This is a genomic window from Amycolatopsis sp. NPDC028719 (assembly GCF_055565395.1).
Genome location: NZ_JBVHUL010000001.1, coordinates 1,442,213 through 1,457,135, shown reverse-complemented (window position 1 = coordinate 1,457,135; position 14,923 = coordinate 1,442,213). Strand labels below are relative to the sequence as shown.

16 protein-coding genes are annotated in these 14,923 nt (G+C 70.3%); 7 read left to right on the top strand and 9 right to left on the bottom strand.

Annotation, left to right across the window (positions count from 1 at the left end; genetic code table 11):
• Positions 1 to 147: 147 nt before the first annotated feature.
• From ACZ4TR_RS07245 to ACZ4TR_RS07215, 7 genes are all read right to left on the bottom strand, one after another.
• Positions 148 to 1,773, bottom strand: a complete 1,626-nt coding sequence (locus tag ACZ4TR_RS07245) for a peptide ABC transporter substrate-binding protein (protein ID WP_465286156.1) — start codon at positions 1,771 to 1,773, stop codon at positions 148 to 150.
• Between the two features lie 287 nt (positions 1,774 to 2,060).
• Entirely contained in the window at positions 2,061 to 3,014 is a 954-nt protein-coding gene (locus ACZ4TR_RS07240) for a Ppx/GppA phosphatase family protein (protein ID WP_465286155.1), read from the bottom strand.
• A 95-nt stretch (positions 3,015 to 3,109) separates the two neighbouring features.
• Positions 3,110 to 4,285: a lytic transglycosylase domain-containing protein gene (locus ACZ4TR_RS07235; RefSeq protein ID WP_465286154.1), complete on the bottom strand. Its 1,176-nt coding sequence runs from the start codon at positions 4,283 to 4,285 to the stop codon at positions 3,110 to 3,112.
• Between the two features lie 150 nt (positions 4,286 to 4,435).
• Positions 4,436 to 4,945, bottom strand: a complete 510-nt coding sequence (locus ACZ4TR_RS07230; protein WP_465286153.1) for a DUF501 domain-containing protein — start codon at positions 4,943 to 4,945, stop codon at positions 4,436 to 4,438.
• Positions 4,946 to 5,083: 138 nt separating this feature from the next.
• On the bottom strand, positions 5,084 to 5,635 hold the full coding sequence (locus ACZ4TR_RS07225) for an FtsB family cell division protein (protein WP_465286152.1): 552 nt from the start codon (positions 5,633 to 5,635) through the stop codon (positions 5,084 to 5,086).
• 2 nt (positions 5,636 to 5,637) lie between these two features.
• Positions 5,638 to 6,924, bottom strand: coding sequence for a phosphopyruvate hydratase (eno, locus tag ACZ4TR_RS07220; RefSeq protein ID WP_086682649.1), 1,287 nt, complete (start codon positions 6,922 to 6,924; stop codon positions 5,638 to 5,640).
• Between the two features lie 108 nt (positions 6,925 to 7,032).
• The gene (locus ACZ4TR_RS07215) at positions 7,033 to 7,479 is read right to left on the bottom strand and encodes a VOC family protein (protein ID WP_465286151.1); all 447 of its coding nucleotides are present in this window, start codon (positions 7,477 to 7,479) and stop codon (positions 7,033 to 7,035) included.
• A gap of 72 nt (positions 7,480 to 7,551) precedes the next feature.
• Here ACZ4TR_RS07215 and ACZ4TR_RS07210 point away from each other — a divergent pair, with 72 nt between their 5' ends.
• Complete coding sequence (locus ACZ4TR_RS07210) at positions 7,552 to 7,956, top strand: tetratricopeptide repeat protein (RefSeq protein WP_465286150.1); 405 nt, start codon at positions 7,552 to 7,554, stop codon at positions 7,954 to 7,956.
• Between the two features lie 220 nt (positions 7,957 to 8,176).
• Here ACZ4TR_RS07210 and ACZ4TR_RS07205 read toward each other — a convergent pair whose 3' ends face one another.
• Positions 8,177 to 9,022, bottom strand: coding sequence for a lysozyme family protein (locus ACZ4TR_RS07205; protein WP_465286149.1), 846 nt, complete (start codon positions 9,020 to 9,022; stop codon positions 8,177 to 8,179).
• Between the two features lie 269 nt (positions 9,023 to 9,291).
• Here ACZ4TR_RS07205 and efeU point away from each other — a divergent pair, with 269 nt between their 5' ends.
• From efeU to efeB, 3 genes are read left to right on the top strand one after another with little or no spacing between them, the layout of a single operon-like run.
• Entirely contained in the window at positions 9,292 to 10,137 is an 846-nt protein-coding gene (gene efeU, locus ACZ4TR_RS07200) for an iron uptake transporter permease EfeU (RefSeq protein WP_465286148.1), read from the top strand.
• Positions 10,134 to 11,288, top strand: a complete 1,155-nt coding sequence (gene efeO / locus ACZ4TR_RS07195) for an iron uptake system protein EfeO (RefSeq protein WP_465286147.1) — start codon at positions 10,134 to 10,136, stop codon at positions 11,286 to 11,288. The genes efeU and efeO overlap by 4 nt, the downstream gene beginning before the upstream one ends.
• A complete protein-coding gene (efeB, locus tag ACZ4TR_RS07190) occupies positions 11,285 to 12,544 on the top strand; it encodes an iron uptake transporter deferrochelatase/peroxidase subunit (RefSeq protein ID WP_465286146.1) in 1,260 nt (419 codons plus the stop codon). The genes efeO and efeB overlap by 4 nt, the downstream gene beginning before the upstream one ends.
• Here efeB and ACZ4TR_RS07185 read toward each other — a convergent pair.
• The gene (locus tag ACZ4TR_RS07185) at positions 12,541 to 12,753 is read right to left on the bottom strand and encodes a KTSC domain-containing protein (RefSeq protein WP_465286145.1); all 213 of its coding nucleotides are present in this window, start codon (positions 12,751 to 12,753) and stop codon (positions 12,541 to 12,543) included. The genes efeB and ACZ4TR_RS07185 overlap by 4 nt on opposite strands.
• Positions 12,754 to 12,827: 74 nt before the next feature.
• On the opposite strand from ACZ4TR_RS07185, the gene ACZ4TR_RS07180 reads away from it, so the two are divergent.
• The 3 genes from ACZ4TR_RS07180 to ACZ4TR_RS07170 are packed head-to-tail and all read left to right on the top strand — an operon-like array spanning position 12,828 to position 14,915.
• Positions 12,828 to 13,397 (top strand): TetR/AcrR family transcriptional regulator, encoded by a 570-nt coding sequence (locus ACZ4TR_RS07180; protein WP_465286312.1) that lies wholly within the window; start codon positions 12,828 to 12,830, stop codon positions 13,395 to 13,397.
• Positions 13,394 to 14,470 (top strand): SGNH/GDSL hydrolase family protein, encoded by a 1,077-nt coding sequence (locus ACZ4TR_RS07175; RefSeq protein WP_465286311.1) that lies wholly within the window; start codon positions 13,394 to 13,396, stop codon positions 14,468 to 14,470. The genes ACZ4TR_RS07180 and ACZ4TR_RS07175 overlap by 4 nt, the downstream gene beginning before the upstream one ends.
• Positions 14,471 to 14,504: 34 nt before the next feature.
• Positions 14,505 to 14,915, top strand: coding sequence for a PPOX class F420-dependent oxidoreductase (locus ACZ4TR_RS07170; protein ID WP_465286144.1), 411 nt, complete (start codon positions 14,505 to 14,507; stop codon positions 14,913 to 14,915).
• The last annotated feature ends 8 nt before the right edge of the window (positions 14,916 to 14,923 follow it).

The window sequence follows — 14,923 nt, the reverse complement described above, 5'->3', positions numbered from 1 at the left end:
ACGGAAGTCAGCTGGAGCACCCATAGAAGGACAGAAAGGATCAGGACTTTCCTAGTGCGCGCCGGCTGTCGGGAGGGAGAAACAGTGCCCCACCCCTTTTCCCCCCCCACGACGGCGTGGTGGTGGGTGCGGCAGATCAGCGCGTCACTACTTCTTCAGGACCTCGATGGACGGGTAGTCCGGCATGCGCCGGAAGTCCAGGGCCGCGGACTTGAGGTTCTTCGACTTCGCCGCGACGCCCTTCTCGTCCCACGTCGGGATCGACGGCAGGTCCTTCGCGATCAGGTCCTCGGCCTGCTGGTACAGCTTGACCGCCGCCTCCTTGTCGGCGGTGGCGTCCGCCTGCGCGAGGAGCGCGTCGACCTGCGGGTTCGAGTACGACGAGTCGTTCGAGGAGCCGCCGGTCTTGTAGATCGGGTTGAGGAAGTCCTCGATGGACGGGTAGTCCGCCGACCAGTCGGAGCGGCCCATGCCGGTCAGCTTCTTGCCGGTGACGATGCTGCGCCACTGGCCGAAGTCGGTGGCCGGCACGAAGTCGCACTCGACGCCGAGGGTGTTCTTGATGCTGTTGCACGCCGCGACCAGCGGTTCCTTGCGGCCGCCGTCCGCGTTGGACGCGATGGTCAGCTTGCCCTTGAAGCCGGACTTCGCGAAGGCCTCCTTGGCCGCCGCCGGGTCGAACTTGCAGAACTGGCAGACCCCCGACCGGGCACCGGTGATGCCCTGGGCGACGTACCCGTCCAGCGGGACGTAGGTGTCGTTCATGACGGTCTTGGTGATCTGCGCGCGGTCGATCGACATCGAGATGGCCTTGCGCAGCTCGAGGTTGTCGTAGCCCGGCACGTAGTACGGCACGGCGATGGTGCTGACCCCGAGCAGGTGGCCGGTGACGAGCCGGTCGCCGAGGTCGGCCTTGTACTTGCCGCCCGCGACCGCCGACGGCGGCAGCGCCTCCATGAAGTCGAGCCGCCCGCTCAGCAGGTCCTGGTAGGCGGTCTCCTGGCTGGAGTAGATCTTGATGTTCAGGTCCTTGAAGTGGACCTTGTCGTCACCCTGGTAGCCGTCGTTGCGGGTGAGCTTGATGTCCTGGTTCGGCGTCCGCGAGACGAACTTCATCGGGCCGTTGCCGATCGGGTGCTGCTCGAACGCCTTGGGGTCCTTGAAGAACGCGTCGGGCAGCGGCGCGAACGCCTGGTAGCCGACCTTGATGTCGAACACCGAGAACGGCGAGCTGAGCGTCACCTGGAACTCGTAGTCGCCCTTCTGCACCAGGCCGGACATCTTGTCGGTGGCGGGCTTGGCGTTCTCGTCCTCGGGGTGGACGTCCTTGTACCCCTGGATGTTCGAGAAGAAGTCCGTGTTGAGCTGGCCGTTCGGCGCGTAGGCGCCGTAGTTCCAGGCGTCGATGAAGTTGTGCGCCTTCACCTCGGTGCCGTCGTGGAACTTCCAGCCCTGCTTGATCTTGATGTCGTAGACCTTGGAGTCGGTCGTGGTGATCGAGTCCGCCATCAGGTTGAACGGCTTGGCGTCCGCACCCTTGAAGCCGACCAGCGTGGCGAACATCGCCTGGATGGCCTTCGTGCCGCCGAGGTCGTTGATGTTGGTCGGGACCAGTGCGTTCTGCGGTTCGGTGCCGTAGACGCTGACCGTGCCGTCCGGGTCCGTCTCGCCGGCGCCCGCGGAGCTGCCCGAACCGCCGCCGCACGCGGCGAGCGCGAGCGCCAGCGAGGTCATCACCACCGTGGGTCCCCAGAGCCTGCGCGAACGACGCATGTCCCCTCCATCTCCGTCTGTCCGAAAGGTGAGACGCACGCTATCGGGGGCGGCGAAGCCGATCACAGGACTGCGGTGTTGCAAATCAGTGACGGTCGTCAGGACCACCTGGTTGGAGCACGACCAACGTAGGAATTCGGGTACTCCGGACGGCCTAGCGCGGACACGTGGTCATCACGCGCTCACGTTCGGTTCGTGTTCGATTCCCGTTGTGGCGCAAGCTCTTTCGGATGTCCGAACGGGTCGGTGGGGTGGTTGTCAAGAGGCCTGGGTGGCCGGAACCGGACTCACGCGAGCGAGAGGGCGATCCCGTCCAGGATGTCGTGCTCGCTGACCACCAGCTCGGTCGGGCCGCCGCGGGCCGCGAGCTGCTCGGCGAGGGTCTGGACCACCACCGCGCCGCCGGCGATCACGTCGACGCGGCCGGGGTGGATCACCGGGTTCGCCGCACGGGTGGCGTGGTTTTCGGCCAGCAGCTTCGTCGCGAGCCGGTCGATGTCCGCGGGACCGAGCTTCGACAGGTGGACGCGGTCGCTGTCGTACTCCGGCAGCCCGAGCGCGATCGCCGAAAGCGTGGTCACCGTGCCGGCGACGCCGACCCAGGTCTTCGCGCGGGCGACGTCGACGACGTCGAACGCCTCGGTCAGGACCTTGCCGGCCAGGTCGCGGGCCGCCGCGATCTCTTCCGCCGTCGGCGGGTCGCTCTTCAGCGCGCGCTCGGTGATCCGGACGCAGCCGATGTCGACGGACTTCGCCGCGATCACCTCGGCCTTGCGGCCGTCCCAGGTGCCGAGGACGAGCTCGGTCGAGCCGCCGCCGACGTCGGCCACGACGAACGGGCCGTCGTCCGGGTCCTGCTCGCCGACCGCGCCGGTGAAGGACAGCCGGGCCTCCTCGTCGCCGGTGATCACCTCGGCCTCGACGCCGAGGGTCTCGCGCGTCATGCGGAAGAAGTCGTCGCGGTTCTTCGCGTCGCGGGTGGCGGAGGTGGCGACCATCCGCACCTTCTCGACACCCTTGCGCCGGGCGGCGGCCGTGTAGTCGGCGAGCGCGGCCCGGGTGCGTTCGATGGCTTCGGGCGCCAGCTGCCCGGTGGCGTCGACGCCCTGGCCGAGCCGGACGATCCGCATCTCGCGGTGCAGGTCGCGCAGGTCGACCGTGCCGTCGTGGCGCGGCGTCAGCTCGGCGACGAGCAGGCGGATGGAGTTGGTCCCACAGTCGATCGCGGCAACACGAGGCATGCGATCCACCCTAGCCAACCCGCCACTTTCGTCGTGAAAGTGCCACTCGCGGGGCCGAATACGCATCTTTCCCTACGAAAGTGACGCCTTCGCGGTCACGGCGTGGGGGTGGCCGGCGGCGCTGTGGTCGTGGTCAGGGTGGTCGTCGTGCTGACCGAGGTGACCGTCTGGCCGCACGTCGGTGTCGGGGTCGGCGTCGGGCTCGGTGAGGTTTCGGCCGGAGGCGTCGTGGTCGTCGTCGGCGGCGGGGTCGTCGTGGTCACACTCGTGACCGTCGTCGTGGTGACCGTCGTGGTCGGCGGGCGGCACGCCGGCGGTTTCGACGTTGATGTGCCCTGGCTGGTCGGCGTGGTCGTCGGCGCGCTCGGTGTCGTCGTCGGGACCGGGGGCGGCGGGACCGCCGGCGCGGGCGGGCCGGCCGCCGCGTTCGGGGCGCCGATCGGGACCGTGCTGTCCGGCACCTGCATGATCCCGTTGCGGTAGGCCTCGGCCCACAGGATCACGGTGTTCACGTACGTGTCGGAGTTGTTGTACCGGTAGATCGCGCCGCGCAGCTGGTCCGGGTTCGCCAGGTCGAAGCCGCCGGAGCAGAGGTAGCGGCCGGTGGCCAGGGCCGCGTCGAAGATGTTGTTGGGGTCGGACTTGCCGTCGCCGTTGCCGTCGGAGGCGTACCCGCGCCAGGTCGCCGGGATGAACTGCGTCGGGCCGACCGCGCGGTCCCACACCGGGTCCGTGTCGAGCTCGCCGTGGTCGGTGTCCGGGATCGCGGCGAACGCGCCCTGGCCGTTGAGCTGCGGGCCGAGGATCGGCTCACGCGTGGTGCCGTCCGCGTCGACGTACCCGCCGCGCGCGTGGTTGGACTCGATCCGGCCGATGCTGGCGATCAGGGCCCAGTCGATGTGGCACGCGGCCTGCTCGCGGCCGAGGATGTCGGCGGCGTTCTTGTACGCGGCGAGCGCGGTGGCGGGGATGCCGAGGGGGCCGTCGGGGAGTTCGTACGCCGGGAGCGGCAGCGGGGTGGGCGCGCCGGGGAGGGTGCCGTCGACGGCGATCTGCTGGATGGCCGCGTGCCCGGGGTCGTAGCCCTGGCCGAGGGCGGCGTCGCGGGTGTGGTCACCGGTGCCGCCGAGCCAGCCGAGGGTGCCGCCGCCGGCGACCAGCGCCGGGAGCACCGCGAAGATGCCGGTGATCAGGGGGTACGCGGTGCGGTGGCGGATCCCGAATCTTCGGGTGTGGCTTCCGACTGCGTCAGGCAGTCGCCGCACGCGCATTGCTCTGAGCCCTCCTGGCCGGTTCGGTCCCACCCTCGGGTGACAGCCTGCCGTACCCGGGGCGCGGTTTCACCCCTTCGGGAGTCTGGATCTCGCCGGACGGGGGTTTTCGCTCACCCAGCCCAGTTATCTGTTTACGACGCGCGAGCGTTACTCGACACAGTCTCCCGTGGGCCACCCGTTCGCCTTAAGGAGCTCCAACGTCTCGTCACCGAACGGATTCACGCCCGGACCGACCGCGAGCGAGTGCGCCACGTGCACGTGCAGGCACTTGACGCGCCCGGGCATGCCCCCGGCGGTGACCTGGTGGCCGAGCGGCTCGATCGCGTCGCGCTCGGCGAGGTAAGTCTCGTGGGTGCGCTGGTACCGCGCGGCGAGCTCGGGATCGGTGGTGAGCCGCTCGGTCATCTCCTTCATGATCCCGGAGGCCTCGATCGTGCCGATCATCGAGTTCAGCTTCGGGCAGGTCAGGTAGTAGAGCGTCGGGAACGGGGTGCCGTTCTCCAGCCGCGGGCTGGTCTGCACCACCGACGGGTGGCCGCTCGGGCACCGCGCGGCCACGGCCCGCAGCGCCCGCGGCGGCCGTCCGAGCTGCTCCGCGATGATCTCGCGGTCGGCGTCGGTGACGGGCTCGAACCGGTGCTGCTGCGTGCTGTTCACGCGCTCCAGGTTAGAGCGTGCGCCGCACCACCCCGACCGCGCCCACGCGACCCCACCCGGAGACGCATCTTTCCCTACGAAAGTGATGTCGCGCGGGGCCCTGGACGCATCTTTCCCCACGAAAGTGACGGGTCGGGGTCAGCCGCCGGAGACCTGGTTCCAGAGGTTCTCGTACCAGGAACCGTCCGGGACCTGCTGCTGTCCCTGCTGCGGCGCCGCGTCCGGGGCCTTGTCCTCGGGCAGCTGGACGATGTATGGCGTCTCGCCCGGCTTGACGTAGCGCAGCCGGCGCCGGGCCTCGGCCTCGATCTGCGCCGGGTCGCTCAGCTCCGCCTTGCGGCCCTGGAGCTGAGCGACCGTCTGCTGCAGCTGGGCCTGCTGCGCCTGCTGTTCGCGGATCTCGGTCCGCTGGGCGAGGTACGTGCGCAGGGGCACGGCGATGGTGAACGCCAGCGCGCACACCACGATCGCCACCACCGCCGCGCGGCGGGTGGTGGACATGCCGAGCACCTTCGCCGCGCCGGACGCGCGCTTCGCCGCCAGGCTCCGGCGCAGCCGGGTCCGGGTCGTCTCCACGTCGCCGGTGCGGCGCCGGACCGCCTCGGGACGGCGGGCCGGCGCGGGCCGGTTGGCCCGCGAAGCCCCGCCGCCGCCTCGGCGGTTGCGCGTCGTCCTCCCCCGGTCGGCCATGCTCAGCCCTCGGCGCTGAACCGCGGGAAGGCCAGCTCGCCGGCGTAGCGGGCGGCGTCACCGAGGGTTTCCTCGATGCGCAGCAGCTGGTTGTACTTGGCGATCCGCTCGCCGCGGGCCGGGGCGCCGGTCTTGATCTGGCCGACGCCGGTGGCGACCGCGAGGTCGGCGATGAACGTGTCCTCGGTCTCGCCGGAGCGGTGGCTCATCATCGACTTGTAGCCGAACGACGTGGCGAGCGAAATCGCGTCGAGCGTCTCGGACAGGGTGCCGATCTGGTTGACCTTCACCAGCAGCGCGTTGGCGGCGCGGCGGGTGATGCCCTCTTCCAGGCGGTCCGGGTTGGTGACGAACAGGTCGTCGCCGACGATCTGGACCTTCTCGCCGATGTCGGCGGTCAGGGTGACCCAGCCGTCCCAGTCGTCCTCGCTCAGCGGGTCCTCGATGGAGACCATCGGGTAGTCGCGGATCAGTTCGGCGTAGTAGGCCGACATCTGCTCGGCGCTCTTCTTGCTGCCCTCGAAGGTGTACGCGCCGTCGGCGAAGAACTCGGTCGCGGCGACGTCCAGCGCGAGCGCGACGTCGCGGCCCGGGGTGTAGCCGGCCTTCTCGATGGCCTGCAGGATCAGGTCGAGCGCCTCGCGGTTGTTCGCCAGGTTCGGCGCGAAGCCGCCTTCGTCGCCCAGACCGGTCGAAAGGCCGCGGCCCTTCAGCACCGACTTCAGCGAGTGGTAGACCTCGGCGCCCCAGCGCAGGGCCTCGCGGAAGGTCTCCGCGCCGATCGGCGCGATCATGAACTCCTGGACGTCGACGTTGCTGTCCGCGTGCGAACCACCGTTGAGGATGTTCAGCATCGGCACGGGCAGCACGTGCGCGTTCGGGCCGCCCAGGTAGCGGAACAGCTCCAGCTCGGCCGACTCGGCGGCGGCCTTCGCGACGGCCAGCGAGACGCCGAGGATGGCGTTCGCGCCGAGGCGGGACTTCGCCGGCGTGCCGTCGAGGTCGACCAGCTTCTGGTCGACGATCCGCTGGTCGACGGCTTCGATGCCGACCATCTCGGGGCCGATCTCGTCGAGGACCGCGGCGACCGCGCGCTCGACGCCCTTGCCGTTGTAGCGGCCGGTGTCGCCGTCGCGGAGCTCGACCGCCTCGTGTTCACCGGTGGACGCACCCGACGGGACCGCGGCCCGCGCCAGGGTGCCGTCGTCGAGAGCCACCTCCACCTCGACGGTCGGGTTGCCGCGCGAGTCCAGAATCTCGCGCGCGCCTACCTGCTCGATGAGAGCCACGCCATGCTCCTCGGTGCGTCGTGCCTGCGGTTTCGCGCCCAGCCTAGCCGTCGCCGCAGTTCACCCGTTGGAGGCACGGCCGGTAGCAGGGCGGTCCTCGGCACTTCCTCAGCCGTCCGCGCGGACGGCCTGCCAGCCGGGCGGCAGCTCCACGGTCTCGGACGTCTGCTGCCAGAACGTCCAGCTGTTGCCGCCGAGGTCGGCGACGGTGAACACCCGGGCGCCGTAGGGCTGGTCCTGCGGCGGGTCGAGCTCGCCCTCGTCACCGAGCGCCGCCTCGACCCGCGCGTAGGCGTCGTCGACGTCGTCGACGTAGAGGATGTTGAGCTGGCCGACCGGCCCGTCGACGCCCTTGGCCTGCCAGTAGTCCGGCCCGACGCCGGCGATCTGGATCCGCGCGTCGCCCGCGCGCAGCGTCGCCTGGAAGACCTCGCCGGCCCCGTCGCAGAACCGGAGCTCCTCGGTGAACCCGAAGACCCTGGTCAGCCAGGCGAGCGCCGCCGTGGCGTCGGCGTAGTAGAGGTAGGGCGCCAGGCCCCGGTACCCGCTGCTCATGGCGGAACAGTCCATCACGTCCCGATCGGAGGCGTGTGCCAGCCCCTCCTCCGGGGTAACGTGGGAGTGACCATGACGGACGCCGCAGCTGCTTCGCAGCCTCCCGAGGAGTCGCGGTTTCACGCCTTCCGCCAGGCGGAAGAACTGGTCGGCCGCCGTCGTCCGCTCGAAGCGCTGAAGGCGTTGCAGCCCCTGCTGGAATCCGAAACGGACAAGCCGTCGGTCCACCTCCTGGCTGGGCGCGCGTACTTCCACTCCGCCCAGCTGCGGCGCGCCGAGCAGGCGCTCACCCGGGTGCTGGAGCTGGACCCGACGGACCACTACGCCCGGTTCGTCCTGGGCCGGACCCTGCAGCGCCTCGGCCGGTTCGTCGAGGCGCTGGCCCAGATGCGGATGGCGTCGGCGATGAACCCGGTGCCGGAGTACCTCGAGGCGATCAGCGAGGTCAAGGCGCACATCGCCCTGCGCGATTCCTGACGGCCAGTGCCGATCGGCCCCCCGGAGATCAGACTTTCGGCCGATCGGTCCGGGCCCCTCGGCCGATTCGCGGCACCCCCTCCTCCGGCGAAGCTGGTTCCAGACCGATCGAGGGAGGAACCGGAAATGTCGATCTTCGCCACGCTGGGTGCCTACGCCGGCTTGCTGCTGCTGGTGCTGATGGCCGTCACGCCGTTGTTCGCCGACCGGGAGCTCTGACTCACGGTGCGACGCTCGCCTCCGCGAAGGCGTCCGCCGCGCTGAAGACGTCCTGGCCGTACGGGACTCCCGGGTTGTAGAACAGGATCGCGCGCCACCAGCCGGCCGGGGTACCCAGGTCGTCGCCGCCCGAACACAGGTAGCGCGCGGCCGTGAAGGCCGCGTCGTCCACGTTCTGCGGGTCCGGTGTGCCGCCGTCGCCGTTGGCGCGCTCCTGGTACTTCTTCCACGTCGACGGCAGGAACTGCAGCGGGCCGATGGCGTGGTCCCACGACTTGTCGCCGTCGAGCTTGCCGCCGTCCGTGTCGTGCACCGCCGGGACGCCCGGTGAGCCGTCCAGCGGCGGGCCGACCACCGGCTTCGCGACGCGGCCGCCCGCGCCGATCGCCGAAGCGTCGAAGTCCCCGCGACCGGCCTCGACCCGGCCGATGCCCGCCAGCGTCGCCCACGACAGGTGGCACGTCGGCTTCTGCCGCTGCATCCACATCTCCGCCCGGCCGTACGCGGCGAGCACGCGCGCCGGGAGGTGCGTCTTGTCCGCGACGCGCGTCGCCCACGCGTCCAGCTCGGCCTGGTCGGACACCGCCGGCCGGTCGACCGGGGCGGCGAGCCCGGCGCGTGGCGACTCGGCGCCGGGCTGCGGACGCTGCTCCGGGATGGCCAGCGCCGGTTGCGCCGGCGGGGGCGCGGCCGGGGCGTCCGGGTTCCGGACCCCGATCGTGAGGACGAGGACCACGCCGGTGACGACGAGCCCGAGCGCCAGGGCCACCCGGCCGATGTACCGCCTGGGCGGGCCGCCCGGAGGCGACGACGGAGGCGTGACGGTCGGCTGAGCGGTTTCGGCCACCCGAACAGGTTACGGAGCCACTCAAGAGGGTCCGCCAGCCGCGTGACCAGGCAAACGGAGGGTAAAAACAGGTCCGCTGCCAGCGACGTCACAAAATTCGTTATCGAGTCGACGCGCAAGGCCCTGACCTGCGGTTACCCTAACCTAACTTTGCTACGGAGTCCCCTTTGTCCGATTGCATCGTTTCGGATCGACGTAGGCTCACTGGACTTACAGGTGAGCCTTACCTAAAAACTTCCTGGACCCAGAAAAACTCAGGAGGCGGACCGGTGTTGTTCTCGAGCGCGCTGATCGGGCTGCGCGAAGGCCTGGAAGCCGCGCTGGTCGTCAGCATCCTGGTGGCGTTCCTGGTCAAGACCGACCGGCGCCACGCGCTGCGCTGGGTGTGGCCGGGCGTCGGCGCCGCCGTGTTGCTGTCGGTCGCCGTCGGCGCGATCCTGACGTTCACGACCGCCCAGCTGTCCTTCGAGCACCAGGAGCTGCTCGGCGGGAGCCTGTCGATCGTCGCCGTCGTGTTCGTCACCGCGATGATCTTCTGGATGCGCAAGGCGTCCAAGAGCATCGCCGCCGAGCTGCGCGGGAAGATGGACGACGCGCTGGACGTCGGCCCGATGGCCGTGCTGCTGCTGTCGTTCCTCGCGGTCGGGCGCGAAGGCCTGGAAACGGCGGTGTTCTTCTACTCCACCGTCCAGGCCGCGCAGTCGGACACCGTGCAGCCGCTGATCGGCTTCGCCATCGGCATCGCCACCGCCGTCGTGCTCGCATGGCTGCTCTACAAGGGCGCGGTGCGGTTCAACCTCGGGAAGTTCTTCACGATCACCGGTGTCCTGCTGGTGTTCGTCGCCGCGGGCGTGCTCGGCTACGGCCTCCACGACCTGCAGGAGGCCGCCTTCCTGCCCGGCATCCACACCCTCGCCTTCGACGCTTCGGCGACGCTGCCCGAGACGTCCTGGTACGGCGCCCTGCTCAAGGGCATCTTCAACTACTCGCAGCAGACGACCGTGCTGCAGGCCGTCGCGTGGGTCGCCTACGTCGTCATCGTGCTGCCCCTCTTCCTCAAGCCCAGCAAGAAGACCGCGCCGGCCCCCGCCGCCGCGGCCGCCTCGAAGGAGTGACCGTGCGCAAGACCCCCAGAACCCCGCTGGCCGTGGTGGCCGGCGCCGCCGTACTGGTGACGCTGGCCGCGTGCGACAGCCAGGGCAGCACCGGGAACGAGACCGGCACGACGGGCGGTCCGATCAAGGTCGAGGCGTCGGACACCGCGTGCAACGTCTCCGCGAACACCGCCGCCGCGGGCAACGTGACCTTCGAGATCACCAACAAGGGCACCAAGGTCACCGAGTTCTACCTCTACGCCGAGGGCGACCGGATCGTCGGCGAGGTCGAGAACATCGCGCCCGGGCTCAACCGGCGCCTGATCGTCGAAGCCTCCGACGCCGGCAAGTACCAGACGGCGTGCAAGCCGGGCATGGCCGGCAACGGCATCCGCGGCGACTTCACCATCACCGGTGGCGCGCCGAAGCAGGCCGACGCCAACGCGCAGAAGGCCCAGGCCACCAAGAGCTACGCCGACTACGTCGCCAACAACTCCGCCGCGCTGGAGGAGGAGACAGGCAAGTTCGTCGGCCTCGTCAAGGCCGGCAAGGCCGACGAGGCGAAGGCCGCGTACGCGCGCACGCGCATCTACTACGAGCGCATCGAGCCGGTCGCCGAGAAGTTCGGCGACCTGGACCCGGCCATCGACGTCCGCGAGGCGGACCTCGAGCCGGGCCAGCGGTTCACCGGCTTCCACCGCCTCGAGAAGGACCTCTACGTGACCGGCCTGCAGGCCGACAGCCCGCAGATCGCGGACAAGCTGCTCACCGACGTCAAGGACCTCGTCGCCAAGTCCAAGACCCTCGAGCTGACCGCGCTCGACCTGGCCAACGGCGCGAAGGGCCTGCTCGACGAGGTCGCCACCGGCAAGATCACCGGCGAGGAAGAGACCTTCTCGCACACCGACCTGTGGGACTTCCAGGCCAACGTGGACGGTTCGAAGGGCGCGATCGCCTCGTTGCGGCCGGTGCTGCAGGAGCGGGACGTCGCGCTCGTGTCCACTTTGGACAAGGAGTTCGCGAACGTCCAGGGTCTGCTGGACAAGACGCGCGCCGGTGACGGCTTCAAGCTGTACACCGAGCTGTCGCAGGATCAGATCAAGGAGTTCGCCTCGGCCGTCGACGCCCTGAGCGAGCCGCTGAGCAAGGTCGCGGAGGTCGTGTCCAAGTGAGCGAAGACGGCACCCGCGTCTCCCGCCGGAAGCTGTTCGGCCTGGCGGGAGCGGGTGTCGCGCTCGCCGGCGCCGGCGCCGCGGCGGGCATCGGGATCGACAAGGCGGCCGGCGGCAGCGCCGAAGCGGCGGTGAGCACCGTCGACTTCCACGGCGAGCACCAAGCCGGGATCGTCACGCCGGCCCAGGCGAACCTGCACTTCGTGGCCTTGGATGTCACAGCCACCGTCGACCGCGAGAAGCTGCGGCAGCTGCTGAAGACGTGGACCGACGCGGCCCGCCGGATGACGGCGGGCCAGGAGGTCGTGCCGAACGGCGCGGTCGGCAGCGGTGACCACGCGCCGCCCGGCGACACCGGCGAGGCGCTCGACCTGCCTGCGTCGCACCTGACGCTGACGATCGGCTTCGGCCCGTCGCTGTTCGACGGCCGTTTCGGCCTCGCGGGGAAGCGGCCGCCGCAGCTGATCGACCTGCCGCTGTTCCCGAAGGACAAGCTCGACCCGGCCCGCGGCGGCGGCGACCTGTGCATCCAGGCCTGCGCGGACGACCCGCAGGTGGCGGTGCACGCGGTCCGCAACCTGGTGCGGCTCGGCTTCGGCGTCACCGAGGTCCGCTGGTCGCAGCTCGGCTTCGGCCGCAGCTCGTCGACGTCGCGCGCGCAGCAGACGCCCCGGAACCTGTTCGGGTTCAAGGACGGCACGAACAACATCAAGTCCGAGGACACCGACTTCCTGCGCGACCAGGTGTGGGCCACGGCGGCCGACGGCCAGGCGTGGATGGCCGGCGGCAGCTACCTGGTGGCGCGCCGGATCCGGATGCACATCGAGACGTGGGACCGCGAAACCCTCGACGGCCAGCAGAAGATCGTCGGCCGCACCAAGGGCACCGGCGCCCCGCTGGGCCAGACCGCGGAGTTCGACGAGCTGGACCTCGACGTCGGCGGCGCGGGCGGCGAGAAGGTGATCCCGGAGGACGCGCACGTCCGGCTGGCGTCGCACCAGGCCCTGAACGGCGTGCGGATCCTGCGCCGCGGCTACAACTTCGTCGACGGATCCGACGGCGTCGGGCACCTCGAGGCCGGGCTGTTCTTCCTGGCGTTCAACCGGGACACGCGGAAGCAGTACGTGCCGATGCAGCAGGCGCTGTCGTCGAAGGACGCGATGATGGAGTACGTCCAGCACACGGGTTCGGCGCACTTCGCGGTGCCGCCGGGCGTCTCGCCGACCGGTTACTGGGGCGAGGGGCTCTTCGCCTAGTCGACCTGTTCGGTCGGATACACGTCGCGGATCCGCTGGTTGAAGAACCGGCCCTGGCTCAGCGCGCCCATCAGGTCGCGGTGCACGGACTCGGGCACCAGCCGGTACCGGTAGACGCTGCCGTTCACGAACTCGATCTCCAGGAGGTGCTGCTCCCGGTCGTAGCCGATCGACGCGATCGTCGAGGAGCTGACGGCTTGGCGGCGCATGACCGCCATCATATCCCCTTGCCTAAACCCTTTAGGAAGTTCTACGTTGGGTTTAGGAAGAGGAGGCAGCGATGATGGCACGTGCCGGGGTGACGACCGAGCGGCTGGTCCGCGCGGGCGCCGAGCTGGCCGACGAGATCGGGTTCGACCGCGTGACGCCGTCGGAGCTCGCGCGGCGGTTCGACGTCAAGGTCGCCAGCCTGTATTCGCACGTCAAGAACGCGCACGACCTGCGGACGCGGATCGCGCTGCTGGCGCTGGACGAGCTCGCCGACCGGGCCGCCGCCGCGCTGGCCGGGCGGGCCGGACGGGAGGCGCTGGTCGCGTTCGCCGGCGTCTACCGCGACTACGCCCGCGAGCACCCCGGCCGGTTCGCCGCGGCGCAGTTGCGGCTCGACCCGGAGACCGCGGCGGCGAGCGCGGGCGTGCGGCACGCGCAGCTGATGCGCGCGATCCTGCGCGGCTACGACCTGACCGGGCCGGACCAGACGCACGCCGTCCGGCTGCTCGGCAGCTTCTTCCGCGGGTTCGTCGCCCTCGAAGCCGACGGCGGCTTCGACCACAGCCCGCCCGCGTCCGGCGCCAGCTGGACCCGCCTCCTCGACGTCCTCGATTCCCTTCTCCGCGATTGGCCACGACCGTGATCACCACCCCGCTGACCGCCGACCTGGTGCGCGGCGCCCTCGAACTCGAACCCACTCCCCGCGGCCTGGTGGCGCACCGGCTCCCCGCCCGCGCGCGAGCGCAGAACACCGACCCGCGGCTCGCGATGGCCTCGGCGCAGCCGGCCGGGGTCCGCGTGCGGTTCCGCACGACGGCCGCCGTCATCGAACTGGAGACAGTGCCGACCAAGATCGAGTACCCGGACGCGCCACGCCGTCCGGACGGCGTGTACGACCTGCTCGTCGACGGCAAGCTCGCCGCCCAGGCGACCGCGCCCGGCGGCGTGCGGTTCACCGGCCTGCCCGGGCACCTCAAGGACGTCGAGATCTGGTTGCCGCACAACGAAATGACGGAGCTGGTGGCGCTGCGCACGGACGCTCCCGTCGAGCCCGCGCCGGCCATGGGCAAGGTGTGGCTGCACCACGGCAGTTCGATCAGCCAGGGCTCGAACGCGCTCAGCCCCTCGGCGACGTGGGTCGCGCAGGCCGCGGTCTCCGCCGGGGTCGAGCTGGTCAACCTGGGTTTCAGCGGCAACGCGATGCTGGACCCGTTCACCGCCCGCGCGCTGCGGGACACCCCGGCCGACGTGCTCAGCGTCAAGATCGGCATCAACATCGTCAACGCCGACCTGATGCGCCTGCGTGCGTTCGGCCCGGCGGTGCACGGGTTCCTGGACACGATCCGCGAGGGCCACCCGTCGGCGCCGCTGCTGGTCGTGTCGCCGTTGTACTGCCCGATCCACGAGCGGACGCCCGGCCCCGGCGACTTCGACCACGCGGCGCTGGCTTCGGGAGTGGTGCGGTTCCGGGCCACCGGCGACCCGGGTGAGGTCGCGGCCGGCAAACTCACGCTCGAGGTGATCCGGGACGAGCTGGCGGGCATCGTCTCGCAGCGCCAGGACCCGCATCTGCACTACCTGGACGGACTTTCGCTGTACGGGCCGGCCGACTACGCGGAGTTCCCCTTGCCGGACGAGCTGCACCCGGACGAGGCGGCGCACCGTCGCATCGCCTCGCGTTTCACGGAACTGGCCTTCGGCGGCCCGTTCGCTTGACTTCAACCTCCCTTGAAGTTGAATGCTTCGGGGCATGTTCACCGAAGCAGAGCTCGCCTACCTCGACGCCCAGCCGCTGGGCCGGCTCGCCACCCGGCAGCCGAACGGAACCCTGCAGGTCAACCCGGTCGGGTTCCGCTACAACCCGGACGAGAAGACGATCGACGTCACCGGCCACAACCTGCGCGGCAGCAAGAAGTTCCGCAACCTGGCGGCCGACGACCACGTCGCGTTCGTCGTCGACGACCTGCCGTCGACGGACCCGTGGCGCGTGCGCTGCCTGGAGATCCGCGGCCGCGCGGAGGCGCTGACCGAGGTGAACCTGCCGGACAACCACTTCGACGACGCCGTGATCCGGATCCACCCTTCGCGGATCCTGGCGTTCGGGGTGGAGGACTGGGACCGGGAGCCGCTCGATCTGGAGACGAACATCCGCGACGTCTGAGGACGTGA